This is a genomic window from Pseudomonas sp. FYR_7 (genome assembly GCF_043106155.1).
Taxonomy (GTDB): Bacteria; Pseudomonadota; Gammaproteobacteria; order Pseudomonadales; family Pseudomonadaceae; genus Aquipseudomonas; species Aquipseudomonas parafulva_B.
The window spans coordinates 28,909-45,392 of sequence record NZ_JBICMI010000056.1; the positions used below are offsets into that span (position 1 = coordinate 28,909).

A 16,484-nucleotide genomic window follows, 5' to 3' on the forward strand; every position below is an offset into this window, starting at 1 on the left:
GACTATCCAGGGGCGCCGCACCATGGCGGCTTGCTCGCCGCTTCTGCTTCCGCTGCATGCCCGACACAAGAAAGCTGCCCTTGCTCGGTCGATGCGCAACCGAGCAAGGGCAGCCGGGGTACCGCTGGGTCAGGTCAGAACGAGATGTTCAGTGCGGCGAATACCGCGCGGCCTGGCTGGTTGTAGGTGTTGGCGCCCGCGCTGCTGGCGTTGCCACCACGATAGATCTGCTTGTCGAACACGTTGTTCACGCCCAGGCGCACGTCGTAGTGTTCGTTGAACTTGTAGCCGGCGCTGACATCGACCAGGCCGTAGGCTTCGACGTCCTGCTGGGCCTGCTCGTCGTAGCTTTCCTGGGTGCGATAGTTGTAGGTCGGCGATTTCTGCTTGCCGTAGTAGGTCCCCGCCAGCTGGAACGACAGCTGCTCGGTGGCGCGCCAGTCCAGGGTGGTGTTGACGGTATACTCGGGCACCACGCTCAGCGGCTCGCCGGTGTCGCGGTTGTCGTTGTTGAGCATCCAGGTCAGGTTGGTGTTCCAGTCCAGCGATGGGGTCAGCTCGATGAAGAAGTTGCCTTCCACGCCTTCGACCAGCGCCTTGCCGGCGTTTTCCCATTGGGTCACGCGGCGGCCGCCGTTGACGTCGGTGACCACGTCGGTGCCACCGATGATCTTGTTCTTGTAGTCATTGCGGAAGTAGGTCGCGCTGGTACGCCAGGTGCCGCGGTCGTACAGCAGACCGATTTCCTTGTTGACGCTGGTTTCCGGATCGAGGTTGGCGTTGCCCTGCAGGTAGCAGCCGCCGTTGTTGGTCTGCTGCACGCTGCAACCGTTGCCACGGCTGTAGAGCAGGTAGTTGGGGTTGTACTGGTACAGGTTCGGCGTCTTGTAGGCACGCGCGATGCCGCCCTTGACGGTCAGCTCGTCGGTGAGCTTGTGCGACAGGTTCAGGCTCGGGCTGAGGTTGTCGCCGAACGCTTCGTGATGGTCCAGGCGCAGGCCAGGAGTGATGGTGGTATCACCGATGACGATGTTGTCTTCGGCGAACAGCGCGTAGCTCTTGGCCGTCATCTTGGTCTCGCTGCGATCGAAGCCTTCGATCACGTCACCACCGTTGCCCGACGGGTCGAAGCTCTGCGCGCGGAACGAGCCCTGGTCGTTGAGTACCTCGTAAAGGTATTCGCCGCCGAGGGTCAGCACGTGGTCGGTGTTGCCCAGGGTCAGCGGCAGGTTCACTTCGCTAGAAAGGCGAGTATTGCGCAGGCGCGACATGTCGGCGCCGGAGTCGTTGATCGCGCCTTCCGGGCCACCGGCCAGGCCTTCGTTCAGGCGCCAGTTGCGCACGTACTCATACGACAGCGAGGTCCTGGTCGAACCCCAGGCGAAATCGCCCAGGTGGGTAAGGTCATAGGTGCTGCGCTGCATGATGTTGGTCTCCTTGCCGTACAGGCTGGAGATCAGGTCAAGGTTGCCGCCGGCGTTGCTGTTCATGGTGTCGCCGGCATAGAGGTTGCCCTGCCGGCTGTAGCCGCTGCTCAGCTCCAGGCGGTGCTCGTCGTTGAGTTTCCAGCTCAGCAGGCCGTTGATGTCCTTGTTGCGTACCCCTTCGCGCCCCCCGGCCAGCGCGCTGCTGGCGTGCTCGGCGTTGATGTCCAGGTCGTCGGCATCGGTCTTGGCCAGGCCACCGTAAAGCCGGAACGACAGGTCGTCGGTCAGGCCCCCGCTGAGGTTGAAGTTGGCGCGGCGGCTGGCGCCCTCGGCGCTGTCTTCGGGCAGGACGGTGAACAGGCTGACATTGCCCTTGAGCTCCTGGGTTGGACGCTTGGTGATGATATTGACCACCCCGCCCATGGCGCCGGAGCCATAGCGCGCCGCGGCCGGGCCACGGAGGATCTCGATACACTCCACAGCCTCGGCTGGCACCCAGTTGGTTTCGCCACGGGTATCGCGGTCGCCGTTCCAGCCATAGCGCACCGCGTTGCGAGCGCTGGACGGCTTGCCATCAATGAGGATCAGGGTGTTTTCCGGGCCCATGCCGCGCAGGTCGATCTGGCGGTTGTTGCCGCGCGCGCCGCTGGCGCTGTTGCCGGACAGGTTGACGCCCGGCTCGCGGCGGATGATGTCGGAAAGGTCGTTGGCCGGCGGACGGCGCTTGATGTCCTCGGCGGTGATGATCGACGACCCCAGCGCCTGACGCGCTTCCTGTTCGGCGGTGACCCGGGTGCTCTCGATCACCAGGGCGCTGTCGCTGACCGGAATTTCCAGCACCTCACTGGATGGCACGTCTTCAGCATGAACCGAGGTCGCGACCATGGCTGGCGATGCCAGCGCGACAAAGGCCCAGGCCAGGCTATTGGGTGAGGTTCTGGACTGCATTTCTACGTCTCCGTGTATTCATGAGCAAAAGGCAAAGGCCGGCGTCGACAAGCCAGCAAGCCGATGCCCACTGGCCTCAAGCGCTGCTTGGGGTAGCCACAGGGACGGTAAATATAGTGATTCTCAAATAGGTTTAAATCTTATTTACGAAATTTACATCTTGCCGGGGAACTCGGTGCAATTACCGTAACGCCATGGCATTTGGTAATGCTCTGTGCGCGTCACGCAGCCAATGGGTTGGACAATCCCCTACCGGGATAGCATCGACTACGTGACCCCGTTGCCAGCAGGGCCATGTAGCGTTCTGACGTTCACATTGCCGCTTAACCGGCCAGGACCGCTTGCACCACACACTCGGCCATGGCCTGGCGGGTCTGCAGGGTGGCGCTGCCCAAGTGCGGTTGCAGCACCACGTTGTCCAGCGCCAGCAGCGCTTCGGGCACTTGCGGCTCGTGCTCGAACACATCCAGCGCGGCACCACCGAGCCGCCCGGCGACCAGACGCTCCACCAGTTGCGCTTCATCGATCACGCTGCCGCGGGCGACATTGACGATCACCCCCTGTGGCCCCAGTGCATCAAGCACCCGCGCGTCGACCAGGTGGCGCGACGCCGGTCCGCCAGCGGCGGCGACAATCAGGATGTCGCTGGCCTCGGCCAGCGCACCCAGGTCGTCATGGTAGGCATAGGGACAGTCCATCAGCGGTCGCCGATTGTGGTAGGCCAGGCTGACCCCGAAGGGTTGCAAGCGCTCGGCGATCGCCCCACCAATCTTGCCCAGCCCGAGAATCCCGACCCGCTGCCCGCGCAGGCTGGTACCCAGCAGCGGGAAGCCTCCCTCACGCCAACGCCCGTCACGGACGAAGCGGTCCGCCAGGCAAACCTGACGCAGCAGCGCCAGTACTAGCGCAACAGCCTGGTCGGCCACCGCATCGGTGAGGATGTTATCGGTGGTGACGATACGAATGCCCCGGGCACGCGCCTGCTCCATATCGATCCTGTCGGTGCCTACGCCGTTGACCGCGACCCGTTCCAGGTTCGGCAGGCTGGCCATGAGTTGCGGATCCACCCCCTCCCCGCCATTGGTGACCAGTATCCTGAAGCGCTGCGGATGGTCGCCCAGTAGCGCCTGTTGCTCGGCCCGGCTGTGCGCACGGACCAGATGGAAATGCTCGGCCAGCCGCGCCTCATATGGCGCGAGCAAGGGTGCCAGCATCAGCAGTTCAGCTTTCATCGATGCTCCTTAATTGGCCTGACGCCAGGCCCCTGGTACAGAGAATCATGCCGTCTCCAGCTTGAGACCGGCGGCCGACTCGCTGTCACCGCGGCTGAGCATCGCTGCCGGAATCGACAGGATCAACAGCCCGCTGACGAACAGGCACAAGCCCAGCACATAGGTGCCGTTGTTGATGTTGCCAGTGAGTTCCTCTGCCACTGCGGTAATCATCGAACCGGTGAAACCGGAGAGGTTGCCGATGGCATTGATCATGCCTATCCCGGCGGCTGCGGCAACGCCGGACAGCACGGTGCCGGGCAACGTCCAAAAGATTGGCATGAGGCTCAGGATCCCGGAGGCGGCGACGCTGAGGAAGATCACCGAAAGCACCAGGTTGTCAGCGAACAAAGCGCTGAGGATCAGGCCGCAACCGCCGATGAAGGCCGGGATCGCGGCATGCAGGCGACGCTCGCCAGTACGGTTGGAGTGGCTGGCGTTGAGCAGCATGGCCACTACCGCCACACCATAGGGGATGGCGGTCAGCAGGCCAATTTCAAGGCTGCTGGTGATGCCGGCGCTCTTGATGATCGAGGGCATCCAGAAGGCCAGGCCATAGAAGCCGGTATTGAAGGTCAACAGGATGAACACCAGCAACCAGACCCGCGGGTTGAAGAACACCTCGCTCAGGCGCGAAGCCTTGCCGTGGTTGTCCTGCTGCAGGTTGGCCTTGAGCAGTTGCTTCTCTTCGGCCGACAGCCAGTGGGCCTTGTCGATGCTGTCGCACAGGCAGGTGAACACCACGACCGCCATGATTACCGAGGGGATGCCTTCGATCAGCAGCATCCACTGCCAGCCGGCCATATCGTGCCAGCCATTGAGGCGGGTCATCAGCCAGCCGGAGAGCACGCCGCCCAGGGTCAGACTGATCGGCATGGCGATCAGGAACCCCGACATTACACGGCTCTGCCGTTGGGTCGGGAACCAGTAGTTCAGGTACAGGATCACGCCTGGGAAGAAACCGGCTTCACAGATCCCGAGCAGAAAACGCAGCACATAGAACATGGTGCTGGCCTCGACCTGAAACAGCTTGGCCAGCGGCACGGTAAAGGCCACAGCCATCGAAATGATCGCCCAGGTGAGCATGATCCGGGCAATCCAGAAACGTGCGCCGTAACGGTGCAGCAGCAGGTTGCTCGGCACCTCGAACAGGAAATAGCCCCAGAAGAACACGCTGGCGCCCAGGGCGTAGACGGTGTTGCTGAACTGCAGGTCGTTGAGCATGTCCAGCTTGGCGAAACCGATGTTGACTCGATCCAGGTAGGCGGCCATGTAGCAGAGCAGCAGAATCGGCAGGATGCGCAGAATGACCTTGCGGTAGGTGCGGTCTTCGAAGTCCGGATCTCGGGACAATGAGGTCTGGGTGTGCATTTGAGTGACCCTTGGGCATGTCGGCATGCCTGATTGTTGTTATTGATCGGATACCGGGCGCCAGGCGCCCGGTAGTGTAGCGGTCAGTGGATCGGGTCGCGGCTAGGCTGGCCATCGACCAGGCGCATCAGGCCCAACGGGTTGGCATCGTGCAGTGCCGGTGGCAGCAGCGCCTCGGGGAAGTTCTGGTAGCACACAGGACGCAGGAAGCGATCGATCGACAACGTACCGACTGAAGTGCCACGGCTGTCGGAGGTAGCCGGGTACGGGCCACCGTGAACCATCGCGTCGCAGACCTCGACACCGGTCGGGTAGCCATTGATCAACAGGCGTCCAGCCTTGTGCTCCAGCAGCGCCACCAGGTCGGTGGCCTGGACAAGCTCGCCTGGCTCGCCGAGCAGGCTGGCGGTCAACTGGCCACCGAGGGCCTGGAGGGCCTGGAGCAATTGCGCATGATCGGTCAGTTCGACCACGACGGTGGTAGGCCCGAAGACCTCCTCCTGCAGCAGCGGCTCGGCATCGAGCAAGCATTGCGCATCGGCCTGGAACAGTTGTGGCCAGGCCTGGTTGCCCTGCTGGTCGGCACCCGCCAGGTGCTGAACGCCGGAGTGCGCCTTGAGTTCGGCCACGCCATGGGTGTAGCTGCGCAGGGTGCCGGCGTTGAGCATGGTTTGGGGGGATTGGTCGGCGATCTGCGCCCCCAGTTGCTCGACGAAGGCACTGAACTCGGGCGAGCGGATGCCCAGCACCAGGCCCGGATTGGTGCAGAACTGCCCGCAACCGAGAACCACCGAGGCTGCGAGTTCGCGAGCAATGGCCTCCCCGCGTACGGCCAGGGCCTGGGGCAGGACAATCACCGGATTGATGCTGCTCATCTCGGCAAACACCGGGATCGGTTTTGGCCGTGCAGCAGCCAGATCACACAGGGCACGGCCGCCCTTGAGCGAGCCGGTGAAGCCCACGGCCTCAATGGCGGGGTGCTTGACCAATGCTTCGCCAACGCCGGAACCGAAGATCATGTTGAACACCCCAGCCGGCATCGCGCAGCGCTCGGCGGCACGCAGAATCGCTTCGGCCACCCACTCGGCTGTGGCCATGTGGCCACTGTGGGCCTTGAATACCACTGGACAGCCTGCGGCCAATGCCGCCGCGGTGTCGCCGCCGGCCGTGGAAAACGCCAGCGGGAAGTTGCTGGCGCCGAATACAGCGACCGGTCCCAGGCCCATGCGGCACTGGCGAATGTCCAGGCGCGGCAATGGCTGGCGCTCGGGCTGAGCGCGGTCGATGCGCGCGCCCAGGAAGTCGCCACGGCGCAGCACCTGGGCGAACAGCCGCAGTTGGCCACTGGTGCGGCCCCGCTCGCCCTGGATGCGGGCGGCCGGCAGTGCGGTTTCACGGCAGACAGTCTGGATGAAGTCCTCGCCCAAGGCGTCCAGCTCGCTGGCGATGGCGTCGAGGAATTCGGCGCGGCGCTGCGGCGCCAGCGCGCGGAACTGCGGGTATGCTGCGGCAGCAGCCTGGGCAGCGGCCTCCACTTCCTCGGCGGTGGCCTGCTGGAAGGCAATAGGCAATGGCTCGCCTGTGCTGGCATCGATGCTGCGCAAGGTCTGGTTGCCGGCAGCGCTGCGGCGCCCCCCAATAAAGTTGTGACCAGCGTGTTGAGTCATGGACGCTCCTGGAACTCGTTGAAAAGACTGGTCGCTAATCTAGGCAGGCGAGCGATTCTTTCCCAATGGCATTTGTGGATCGAGCGATAACGACAGGCTATCGAAAACCGTCGCTGCGTCCACGGCCCTTACGGGCATCGGCCATGAGGATCTGCGCGAACTCCAGGGCCGAGCCGACGAGCGGCTCGCCTTTGCGGGTGAGGATGCCGTAGTCCTGCGGCACCAGATGCAATGGCGTATCGAGCGTGCGCAACAATCCGCTGCGCAGGTGAGGCTCGACCATCGCCTGCGGGAGCATGCCGATCATCGGGCCACCCTGCAGCACATTGAGGAAGGTCTGGGTGGAGATGGTGTCGATGGTGTTGCGTGGCACGGCCACGCCTGCTTCTGCGAAGGCGCGCTCCATTCGCCCGCGGATCGGCGTGCCTTTGGGGTAGAGGATCCATGGCCAGTCGAGCAGTTGCTCCAGGCTCACAAATCCAGCATCGGCTAATGGATGGTGATGGTTGACCACGAAGCAGAACGGCTCCGGCGCCAGAGGCTGGAAGTCGAAGCGCTGGCGCTGGGATTCGTCGGTAAACCGCGCCACGGCCAGGTGCAGGATCTTTTCATCAAGCATGTGCATCAGGTGGTCGCTGGTCTGCTCCACCACCTCGATCGACAACAGCGGCCAGCGCTGCTTGATCTGCACGACGGCATCCGGCAAGGCCACGGCCGTGGCGGCGAAGATCCCGCCGACCTTCAGATGCCCATGCCCGCCCTCGCGCAGGCTACCGATCTGGTCCACGAAGTTGCGCGCATCGTTGAGCGCGACCTGCGCATAGCGCACCACCTGCTCGCCGAGGGCGGTGGGGGGCATGCTGCGTGGCTGACGTTCGAACACCGCGAAGCCGAGCAGGTTTTCGATCTCCTTGAGCATCTTGCTGATCGCCGGCTGGCTGAGGTTCATCTGCTGCGCGGCCAAGTGCATGTTGCGGGTGCGCCCGAGCGTGTCGATCAGTACGAGGTGGCGGAACTTGAGCCAATTGCAGAAATGGGAGAACGAGAGGTCCGACATGGGAATCCGCCTTTGGTGTAATAACGTGTTGTTATCATATGGTGAAAATATGCCATTGGAGTTTATCGCCAGCGTTACCTAGCGTGCAGCTTTTACCGATCAGGAACGCCACGACATGCCGCTCACCCTTACCCCTACCAACACCCTACCCAGCGACGGCTTCACTGGAACGCTGATCGGTCGTGCCTGGATCCCTGGAAACATTGCCGGTCCATCGCCGATCGTGCTGCGCGCCGATGGCGTGTTCGACCTGTCGCAACGCTTCGCGACCCTCAGCGAACTGCTCGAAAGCGATGATCCACTACAGGCGCTGCGCAGCACGCCGGGTAGCTACCTCACCAGCATCCAGGAGCTGCTGGCCAACACGGGCCCCCATGCCACTCCAGACAAACCCTACTTGCTGGCGCCGCTGGACCTGCAGGTGATCAAGGCCGCCGGGGTGACCTTCGCAGCCAGCATGATCGAGCGGGTGATCGAGGAGCAGGCCGGTGGCGACGCCGCCAAGGCCGAAGCGGTGCGTGCCACCGTGCGCGCGGTGATCGGCGACAACCTGCGGGCGGTCAAGCCCGGTTCGGACCAGGCCATGGCGCTCAAGGCGCTGCTGATCGAACAAGGCATGTGGTCGCAATACCTCGAGGTAGGTATCGGACCCGACGCCGAGGTGTTCACCAAGGCGCCTATCCTCGCCGCGGTCGGCAGCGCCAGCCTGATCGGCGTACACCCGGGCTCGCAATGGAACAATCCCGAGCCCGAAGTGGTGCTGGCAGTCGACAGCCGCGGACGCATCCACGGCGCGACCCTGGGCAACGACGTCAACCTGCGCGATTTCGAAGGTCGCAGCGCCCTGCTGTTGAGCAAGGCCAAGGACAACAATGCTTCCTGTGCCATCGGCCCGTTCATCCGCCTGTTCGACGAAAGCTTTGACCTGGACGCGGTACGCCAGTGCGTGGTCGATCTCAAGGTGCAAGGTGAAGACGGCTTCGTACTGGCCGGCGCCAGCTCGATGGATCAGATCAGCCGCGACCCAGAAGATATCGTCCGGCAGACGCTCAATGCCAACCATCAATATCCCGACGGTTTCCTGCTGTTCCTCGGCACCCTGTTCGCCCCCACCGCCGACCGCGATAACCCCGGCGCCGGCTTCACCCATAAGCCGGGCGACCAAGTGAGTATCAGCAGTCCACTGCTGGGCACGCTACACAACCAAGTCACCACCAGTGATCAGGCTACGCCCTGGACCTTTGGTGTCAGCGCATTGATGCGCAACCTGGCCGACCGCGGACTGCTGCAGCGCTGAGCATCCCCTCTTGACCACGAGACTCATCCATAACAATAAAAGCGAGGCTTGATATGCATACAGAGGCCAAGGTCTCCCCGACGCCCGATCCGCGCCAGCTGCGCCGGGCAATCTACACCGGCGCCATCGGCAGTGCTCTGGAGTACTACGATTTCGCGATCTATGGACTGGCCTCGGCGCTGGTCTTCGGCCACATCTTCTTTCCGTCGCTGGGTACCACCGGTGCACTGCTGGCGAGTTTCGCCACCTATGGCGCCGGCTTCCTGGCACGGCCATTCGGCGGGCTGTTCTTCGGTTCGCTGGGCGATCGCAAAGGGCGCAAGCTGGTGCTGCTGCTGACCATCGCGCTGATGGGAATCGCCACCACCCTGATCGGCCTGCTGCCCACAGGCCCGGTGGGGGCCGTGCTGTTGGTGCTGTTGCGCCTGTTGCAGGGGTTCGGCGCCGGTGCCGAGCAAACCGGCGCGGCAACACTGATGGCCGAACTGGCCCCACGCGAACGACGCGGCTTTTATGCCGCTCTCCCCTTCATTGGCGTATTCAGCGGCCTGGCGCTGGCAACTATCACCTTCCGCGTGCTGCAGGCATCGCTGACCCAGGAGCAGTTGCTCGATTGGGGCTGGCGCCTGCCCTTCCTGGCCAGCGTGGTCTTGATCGGCATGGCTGTCTGGATTCGCCTCAAGCTCAAGGAAAGCCCGGTGTTCCAGCAGCTGAGCCAGAGCCAGCATGTCATCGAATCACCGATGCGTGCGGTCCTGCGCAATGCCCGCCGGCCACTGGCGGCCACCACCCTGATGCGCATGGCCGAAACCGGTTGCTCAACCCTCTACACCACCGTTTCGATCGCTTTCCTCGCCGGCTTCGCCAGTCGCCACCTGGGTGACAGTGGCGCCAACATCACCGGCATCGGTACCGATGCGGTGCTGGCGGCGAGCATCCTCAGCGTGCTGACCACACCCCTGTTCGGCGCGCTTTCGGATCGCTTCGGTCGACTGGTGGTATACCGCGGCGGCGCGTTGTTCTGTGCGCTGTGGGCCTATCCGGCGTGGTGGATGATCGACAGCGGCGACCCAACGCTGGTCTGCATCGCCGTCGTCGGGGGCTTCGCCATTGGCGCCAACAGCATGCTGGGCGCCCAATGCGCGCACTTCACCGAATTGTTCGGCAACCGTTACCGCTATTCCGGTGTAGCCTTGGCGCGGGAAATCGGCGCGATGCTCTCCGGTGGCCTGGCACCGATCCTGGGGATATTCCTGGTTGGCATCGCCGGTGGCGCCTTCTGGGTACTGGCGCTCTACACAGCCGTGCTGGCCTGCCTGACCCTGATCGGCACATTGCTGTCGACCGAAACCCGTGGCCGCGACCTGACCGACCTGTCCGATGCCGTCGGCAGCGGCGCTGCCGCCACCACCCATAGTTCCGCTAGCGTGCCGGCCTGACAACGCTAATACCGCGCCCTTCAAGTGCAAGAGAGACAGACATGAGCACCACCTCGAAACGCCCGTTACGCAGCCAGCAATGGTTCAACGACCCGACCCATGCCGACATGACCGCGCTATACGTGGAACGTTACATGAACTATGGCCTGACCCGTGAGGAGCTGCAATCGGGGCGGCCAATCATCGGTATCGCCCAGACGGGCAGCGACCTGACGCCCTGCAACCGCCACCACCTGGAACTGGCCCAGCGGGTCAAGGCAGGGATTCGCGATGCCGGCGGCATTCCGATGGAATTCCCGGTGCATCCAATCGCCGAGCAGAGCCGCCGGCCGACCGCCGCGCTGGACCGCAATCTGGCCTACCTGGGCCTGGTGGAAATCCTCCATGGCTATCCGCTGGACGGCGTGGTCCTGACCACCGGCTGCGACAAGACCACCCCCGCCTGCCTGATGGCCGCCGCCACTACCGACTTGCCGGCCATCGTGCTGTCCGGCGGACCGATGCTCGATGGCCATCACAAGGGTCAACTGATCGGCTCCGGCACCGTGCTATGGCACGCCCGCAACCTACTGGCCGCCGGCGAGATCGACTACGAAGGCTTCATGGACATGACCACGGCCGCGTCGCCGTCGGTGGGCCACTGCAACACCATGGGTACGGCCCTGTCGATGAACGCCCTGGCCGAAGCACTGGGCATGTCCCTGCCTGGCTGCGCCAGCATTCCCGCGCCCTACCGCGAACGCGGACAGATGGCTTACGCCACTGGCAAGCGCATCTGTGAGCTGGTTCTGCAGGACGTACGCCCGTCACAGATCATGACCCTGGAGAGCTTCGAGAACGCCATCGCCGTGGCTTCGGCCCTGGGTGCATCGAGCAATTGCCCGCCACACTTGATCGCTATCGCCCGGCACATGGGCATCGACCTGTCACTGGACGACTGGCAGCGGGTCGGCGAAGACGTGCCGCTGCTGGTCAATTGCATGCCGGCCGGCAAGTACCTCGGCGAAGGTTTCCACCGCGCCGGCGGCGTGCCGGCAGTGATGCATGAGCTGCAGAAGGCTGGGCGGCTGAATGAGCACTGCGCCACGGTCAGTGGTAAGACGATCGGCGAAGTGGTGCGCGATACCGTGACCAGCAACGCCGAGGTGATTCTGCCATTCGAAGCGCCGCTCAAGCACCGCGCCGGTTTCATCGTGCTCAGCGGCAACTTCTTCGACAGCGCGATCATGAAGATGTCAGTGGTCGGCGAGGCGTTCCGCAAGACTTACCTGTCCGCACCGGGAGCGGAAAACAGCTTCGAGGCGCGGGCCATCGTTTTCGAAGGGCCAGAGGACTACCACGCGCGTATCGACGACCCAGCGCTGGATATCGACGAGCGTTGCATCCTGGTGATCCGTGGCGCCGGTACGGTCGGCTACCCCGGCAGCGCCGAGGTGGTCAACATGGCCCCGCCCGCGGAACTGATCAAGCGCGGTATCGACTCGCTGCCCTGCCTGGGCGATGGCCGCCAGAGCGGTACCTCAGCCAGCCCGTCGATCCTCAACATGTCACCGGAAGCGGCCATCGGCGGTGGGCTGGCATTGCTGCAGACCAACGACTGCCTGCGTATCGACCTCAACGCCCGCAGCGTCAACCTGCTGGTCGACGAGGAAGAACTGGCTCGCCGCCGCGCCGCTTGGCAGCCTAGCATCCCGCCGTCACAGACGCCCTGGCAGGAGCTCTACCGGCAACTGGTCGGGCAGCTCTCCACCGGAGGTTGCCTGGAGCCGGCGACCCTGCACATGAAAGTGATCGCCCGCGAAGGTGGCATGCCACGGCATTCGCACTGAGGTCCAGTCGGGCCTCTGAGGGTAGATAAGGCCAAGGAAGGCCAGCCTCTCCCCCAGTTGCCCGACAACCGGATGGGCTGCCCTTCGCGCATGCCGCTATAGGTTAGCGATACCCCACTTGGCGTATCGACCCTAGTGTCCTGTCTCGGAAATACGTTCTCTTTTGGCGAGTGGCTTGGGTGTTCGGCCAAGGCGCCGCGACGAGTCATAGCAGGGCTATGGCGAGGAGTGGCAACGCCGGCCGGGCGCCCAAGACGCCGCCAAAAGTGAACAGCTTATTTCCGAGACAGGACACTAGTTGGTTAAGCCACGGTTCTCTGCGCCGAGCAGTTCGAGATTTGCCTGGGCTGTGAGATCGGCTGGACACTCATCAGTTGAAACTTGCATTCACTCTCTCGAGCAGCCCATCAACTGTCTCACCCGAAAGATCAAGGCCTTCAAGCAAGTCATTTGCGTTCAACAAATCCTCACCTGCAATGAGCGCTGACACCGCGACCATCGTATCGGTAACAGGCATCGCGATTCCGGCAATCTTCCCAATAGCCGCCATGAAGATTAGCCCGTAAGGCACATCTTCCCAAAGATAGCGTGTATCCACCGACGTGGGTCCCGGCGGACCGCCTCGCTTGCGATGAAGCTCCGCTGCGACACTGGGCAAACCCGACGCGGCGACATCAAACGAGTTCCGAAGCTTTTGCTCGAACTTAGGGATGCTCCGATCAACTTGCCGCGCAGCGGCGGCAAGTCGTAATTTGCTCGGCGCGCAGCGCTATTGGCTAAAAATCGAATGATGCATCGCGTATTGAGGGCTTTTTCGCCCGATTTACCGTGTTAAGCGCGCAACTCACCCATACCCATCAGCTGTTTTCGAACCATCCACAGGTTTGACAGGGCGAACAGCGTGGTCAACTGAGCCGTGTTTTTCATCAGCCCACGAAAGCGCACTTTCACGTAGCCAAACTGCCGCTTGATCACTCGAAACGGATGCTCGACCTTGGCCCGTGTCTGAGCTTTGCAGTATTCGATCTTGCGCTTGACCTTGTAGAGCACGCTGCGCTTGTTCAGCTTGGAATAGGTACTGCGGCGTGCTGCAATCTGCCAGATCACCCCCCGATTTTCATGCTCTTCGCGCTTTTCGATACCGGTGTAACCGGCGTCTGCATACACGGCGTTCTCTTCGCCATGCAGCAGCTCAGCAACCTGTGTGACATCGGCCACATTGGCGGCGGTGCCATGGACGTGATGAACCAGGCCAGACTTCGACTCCGCGACCAAGCGCAATGGCGCTGAGTTTCTACGTCAGGTAGTGCAGGCGTTTCCATACAAAATCCACACTATCCTCACTGACAACGGTGTGGCGTTCACTGAGCAACCACGGTATCGCAACGGCGCGACCAATAGGTTCGGGGGACACATTTTTGATCGCGTCTGCCACGAGCACGGCATCAAACATCGTCTGACCAAGGCCTATCACCCCTGGACCAATGGCCAAGTCGAGCGCATGAACCGGACGATCAAAGAAGCCACGATCAAGGCCTTGCGATGGCGCACTCCCTTCAAGGTAATCTGTGAGGCTTGGACGAAAACCCCAGAGCGATTCACTATCAATCCGCACCATCTCATTCCGGGACCGTACACCTAGCACTGGCGCTTGAAAAGCACGGACTGAAAGTCTTCGTAGACTCGACTGTCTGGGGCTTCTACGGTCAATTGGTACGAAAAATCATCTCCCAGACACGGCCGTTGGATGAAGAAACAAGGGAAGAACACGTCAGTCGCGTCCATGCGGATGTTCATATGATGCTGGCGGGAGCCCTTCACCGCACCATTGCACAAACCGAAATGTTCGTGTTCGTCCGATCGGAAAAATCTGTTCCCTTGAGCTTCGGCGACAAGGCTAGAACCTTGTCTCCCTGGTTGTTCTCAGAGCTGCAATTCAGCTTTCAGGTTCAGCATGCCACTCCGAAACGTATTCGAGATAGGCTACACGGCGCTACGTTGGACAATGTCAAAGGGTTCAACAACATGAGCCTTGAGAGCATGCAGCACCTTATGGCTTTCAGGGCGTTTAATGAGCACTTGCCTCCCGTTTCGGGCGATCGTCTGCACGGCTGGATTACTAGCCTGCCTTCGGAAGTACAAGGTGAAGCTGCACTGGACTCGTTATATAGTCGGTTCAACTTAGCCAGCGAATACCGGCGGCGACGTGAGTCTCTAGGTACTTTCGCTTCCTCATGAACCGTATGGATGGCTCAAAGTGATCCATTGCCGGATAATCGACCTCAGGCATAATCAGCACCGCCACCATGGTGGTGACCTAGCCGTAAGGGGAGAAAGAAGTGCAGCCGGCGCCAGTCGGACTGACTCCTTTGGAACAAAATGACGTAGCAAGTCGTCCCCGCGCTCGGCGAAAGACTCGACCTCGATCCTGCCAACATAGCTGGCGACGATTTCGGCTGCGATTAACATCCCCAGTCCTAGCCCAGCAGTTGTGCCCTTTTCTTCTGCCGCGAAGTTTAATAAGCTCAGCCGCGCCATGAAAGAGCTGCTTCCGACGCGATGGGGACGAGTGCAAATCTCTTTGTTCAATACCGTTTTAGTTCATCAGCGACCGCTTAATTCGCTCATCTTCCCTGTACAGTTTTCATCTTCACGTACCGTCACACTGGTCAACTGCCACTATGACAAAATGAGTCCAAATCAGACGGCCCTGCGTACAGTCGACTTTTGTAGATCGATGGCAAGATCACGGTCGTGTATTCTGAGCCTCTGAACACACCTAAAGGAGTAGCCATGCTTCAGGTCGCAACTGCAAAGCTATTTACGAACCCTTCACATAGCAACTTGCTAAGAGGCGTGCTGTACACGAACGTCCACCTGCCGAGCGAAGTAACCGTTGAGACAGCGATAGGCTCCTTCACACCTCTCGCGCACACTCAGCATGGTAACGGAATTTGCTGGGATTTCACTGAGCATGTCGAGGGCACTGAGATCGGCCAGGGGGTACTGCACTCCAATGGCATTGATGCCTATATTGATGATTGCGCAGACGTAGTGTCGTTCAGCCTGGATTGCATTTGCACTCCGACCCCAACCATAGCAAACCGACTTATCAGTAAGGGCTCTAGCGACAGGCGTGATACCCCGAGCCAGCTTGTACCCAGGGTGTTTGATGAAAATATCTATGTCCAGCCTGATCTTGTTCAAGATTTCCAATTCTTCTTGCAGCACTTGATCGGTCTACCCCGCAAAAAGTTCTTGGGCGCCATGAAGGCAATACGAACGTATGTGGCGGCGCTCCACCGACTCGAAGAAGATGTAGACCTTTCCTACACGCTGCTGGTCATGTCAATGGAAACGCTTGTACAGGATTTCGATGGCTACGAAAGCAGCTGGTCGGATATCGAAGATCGTAAACGTCGACCGCTTGAGAAAGCAATGGAAGGTCTAGCCCCAGAACAAGCGGAGAAAGTAAAATCCACGCTTGTTCAGGTTGAGCATGTGGCAGCCAACCGAAGGTTCAAAGAATTTATTCGCAGCCATATAAAAGACGACCATTTCTCTCTCATTACCTCTGGAGAGTCTGAACCAATAGGCAAGAGAGAGTTCGAGGAAGCTCTGAATACCGTTTATGATGTGCGCTCCAAGTACGTCCACACCCTAAAGCCGCTTCCCAATGAGTTTCTAGCATATTCTGGCCAAAAAGAAACAGTGCACATCGGCGACAGTCTGATCTTTACAATTCGAGGACTTAGGCGCATAGCAAAAGCGGTGATAAAGTCCTTTATCCTTAGTCAAGAACAAGTCGAAAAAGAGCCATACAACTACATCTTTGAAAGCCCAAATATAATTCAGGGATTAATGTGTCCAAGCACATGGGTAGGCAGAACAGACAGGCTAACCAACGAAAAGTACAGGTCACATTTCGAGGGATACATCTCTCTCATTGACAGTTATCTAATCGACTATCCGCAGGGGAAGCTCTACGACGTTCGTGGCGTCTTAGAGATGGGATTGTCAAAGCGTAGCCAATTGAAAGCGGATCAACACAGGGCTCTTGTCGGTCTCTATATTGCCTTTACCAGATTTGTCCATCCTACCCTACACCCGGAAACCCCGCTCAAGAGTCGTGACTTTGATGCAATCAATACGCCTTCCATTGACTCTCTAGTCACTCA

10 protein-coding genes and 3 pseudogenes are annotated in these 16,484 nt (G+C 60.9%); 6 read left to right on the forward strand and 7 right to left on the reverse strand.

Annotation, left to right across the window (positions count from 1 at the left end):
* Window positions 1-134: 134 nt before the first annotated feature.
* The 5 genes from ACF8R3_RS14760 to ACF8R3_RS14780 all read right to left on the reverse strand — a co-directional run bounded on the left by ACF8R3_RS14760 (window position 135) and on the right by ACF8R3_RS14780 (window position 7,741).
* Window positions 135-2,375, reverse strand: coding sequence for a TonB-dependent siderophore receptor (locus ACF8R3_RS14760; RefSeq protein ID WP_392515804.1), 2,241 nt, complete (start codon window positions 2,373-2,375; stop codon window positions 135-137).
* 323 nt (window positions 2,376-2,698) lie between these two features.
* The gene (locus ACF8R3_RS14765) at window positions 2,699-3,607 is read right to left on the reverse strand and encodes a 2-hydroxyacid dehydrogenase (RefSeq protein WP_181104777.1); all 909 of its coding nucleotides are present in this window, start codon (window positions 3,605-3,607) and stop codon (window positions 2,699-2,701) included.
* Window positions 3,608-3,652: 45 nt separating this feature from the next.
* Complete coding sequence (locus ACF8R3_RS14770; protein WP_181104775.1) at window positions 3,653-5,017, reverse strand: MFS transporter; 1,365 nt, start codon at window positions 5,015-5,017, stop codon at window positions 3,653-3,655.
* A gap of 83 nt (window positions 5,018-5,100) precedes the next feature.
* Entirely contained in the window at window positions 5,101-6,684 is a 1,584-nt protein-coding gene (locus ACF8R3_RS14775) for an aldehyde dehydrogenase (NADP(+)) (protein WP_392515805.1), read from the reverse strand.
* 97 nt (window positions 6,685-6,781) lie between these two features.
* The gene (locus ACF8R3_RS14780; protein WP_392515806.1) at window positions 6,782-7,741 is read right to left on the reverse strand and encodes a LysR family transcriptional regulator; all 960 of its coding nucleotides are present in this window, start codon (window positions 7,739-7,741) and stop codon (window positions 6,782-6,784) included.
* 115 nt (window positions 7,742-7,856) lie between these two features.
* On the opposite strand from ACF8R3_RS14780, the gene ACF8R3_RS14785 reads away from it, so the two are divergent.
* The 3 genes from ACF8R3_RS14785 to ACF8R3_RS14795 are packed head-to-tail and all read left to right on the forward strand — an operon-like array spanning window position 7,857 to window position 12,306.
* A complete protein-coding gene (locus ACF8R3_RS14785; protein ID WP_181104769.1) occupies window positions 7,857-9,038 on the forward strand; it encodes a fumarylacetoacetate hydrolase family protein in 1,182 nt (393 codons plus the stop codon).
* A gap of 53 nt (window positions 9,039-9,091) precedes the next feature.
* Window positions 9,092-10,477, forward strand: coding sequence for an MFS transporter (locus ACF8R3_RS14790; protein ID WP_181104767.1), 1,386 nt, complete (start codon window positions 9,092-9,094; stop codon window positions 10,475-10,477).
* Between the two features lie 41 nt (window positions 10,478-10,518).
* Window positions 10,519-12,306: an IlvD/Edd family dehydratase gene (locus ACF8R3_RS14795; RefSeq protein ID WP_265533880.1), complete on the forward strand. Its 1,788-nt coding sequence runs from the start codon at window positions 10,519-10,521 to the stop codon at window positions 12,304-12,306.
* 370 nt (window positions 12,307-12,676) lie between these two features.
* Here ACF8R3_RS14795 and ACF8R3_RS14800 read toward each other — a convergent pair.
* A pseudogene (locus ACF8R3_RS14800) lies at window positions 12,677-13,027 on the reverse strand (NAD/NADP octopine/nopaline dehydrogenase family protein); the annotation flags it as partial.
* A 110-nt stretch (window positions 13,028-13,137) separates the two neighbouring features.
* A pseudogene (locus ACF8R3_RS14805) lies at window positions 13,138-13,575 on the reverse strand (transposase); the annotation flags it as partial.
* Here ACF8R3_RS14805 and ACF8R3_RS14810 point away from each other — a divergent pair.
* The 3 genes and pseudogenes from ACF8R3_RS14810 to ACF8R3_RS14820 all read left to right on the forward strand — a co-directional run.
* A pseudogene (locus ACF8R3_RS14810) lies at window positions 13,568-13,948 on the forward strand (integrase core domain-containing protein); the annotation flags it as partial. The pseudogenes ACF8R3_RS14805 and ACF8R3_RS14810 sit on opposite strands and share 8 nt — an antisense overlap.
* Window positions 13,882-14,544 carry a hypothetical protein gene (locus tag ACF8R3_RS14815; protein WP_392515807.1) on the forward strand — a complete coding sequence of 221 codons (663 nt, stop codon included), beginning with the start codon at window positions 13,882-13,884 and terminating at the stop codon, window positions 14,542-14,544. The pseudogene ACF8R3_RS14810 and the gene ACF8R3_RS14815, both read left to right, overlap by 67 nt.
* 555 nt (window positions 14,545-15,099) lie before the next feature.
* Window positions 15,100-16,484: hypothetical protein (locus ACF8R3_RS14820; protein WP_392515808.1), on the forward strand; the 1,385-nt coding region annotated here is incomplete at its 3' end.

Excerpts from the sequence above, each read along its gene's own strand:
- ACF8R3_RS14785 (WP_181104769.1), top strand. The coding sequence starts at position 7,857 with ATGCCGCTCACCCTTACCCCTACCAACACCCTACCCAGCGACGGCTTC.
- ACF8R3_RS14795 (WP_265533880.1), top strand. The coding sequence starts at position 10,519 with ATGAGCACCACCTCGAAACGCCCGTTACGCAGCCAGCAATGGTTCAAC.
- ACF8R3_RS14765 (WP_181104777.1), bottom strand. The coding sequence starts at position 3,607 with ATGAAAGCTGAACTGCTGATGCTGGCACCCTTGCTCGCGCCATATGAG.
- ACF8R3_RS14760 (WP_392515804.1), bottom strand. The coding sequence starts at position 2,375 with ATGCAGTCCAGAACCTCACCCAATAGCCTGGCCTGGGCCTTTGTCGCG.
- ACF8R3_RS14790 (WP_181104767.1), top strand. The coding sequence starts at position 9,092 with ATGCATACAGAGGCCAAGGTCTCCCCGACGCCCGATCCGCGCCAGCTG.
- ACF8R3_RS14770 (WP_181104775.1), bottom strand. The coding sequence starts at position 5,017 with ATGCACACCCAGACCTCATTGTCCCGAGATCCGGACTTCGAAGACCGC.
- ACF8R3_RS14775 (WP_392515805.1), bottom strand. The coding sequence starts at position 6,684 with ATGACTCAACACGCTGGTCACAACTTTATTGGGGGGCGCCGCAGCGCT.
- ACF8R3_RS14780 (WP_392515806.1), bottom strand. The coding sequence starts at position 7,741 with ATGTCGGACCTCTCGTTCTCCCATTTCTGCAATTGGCTCAAGTTCCGC.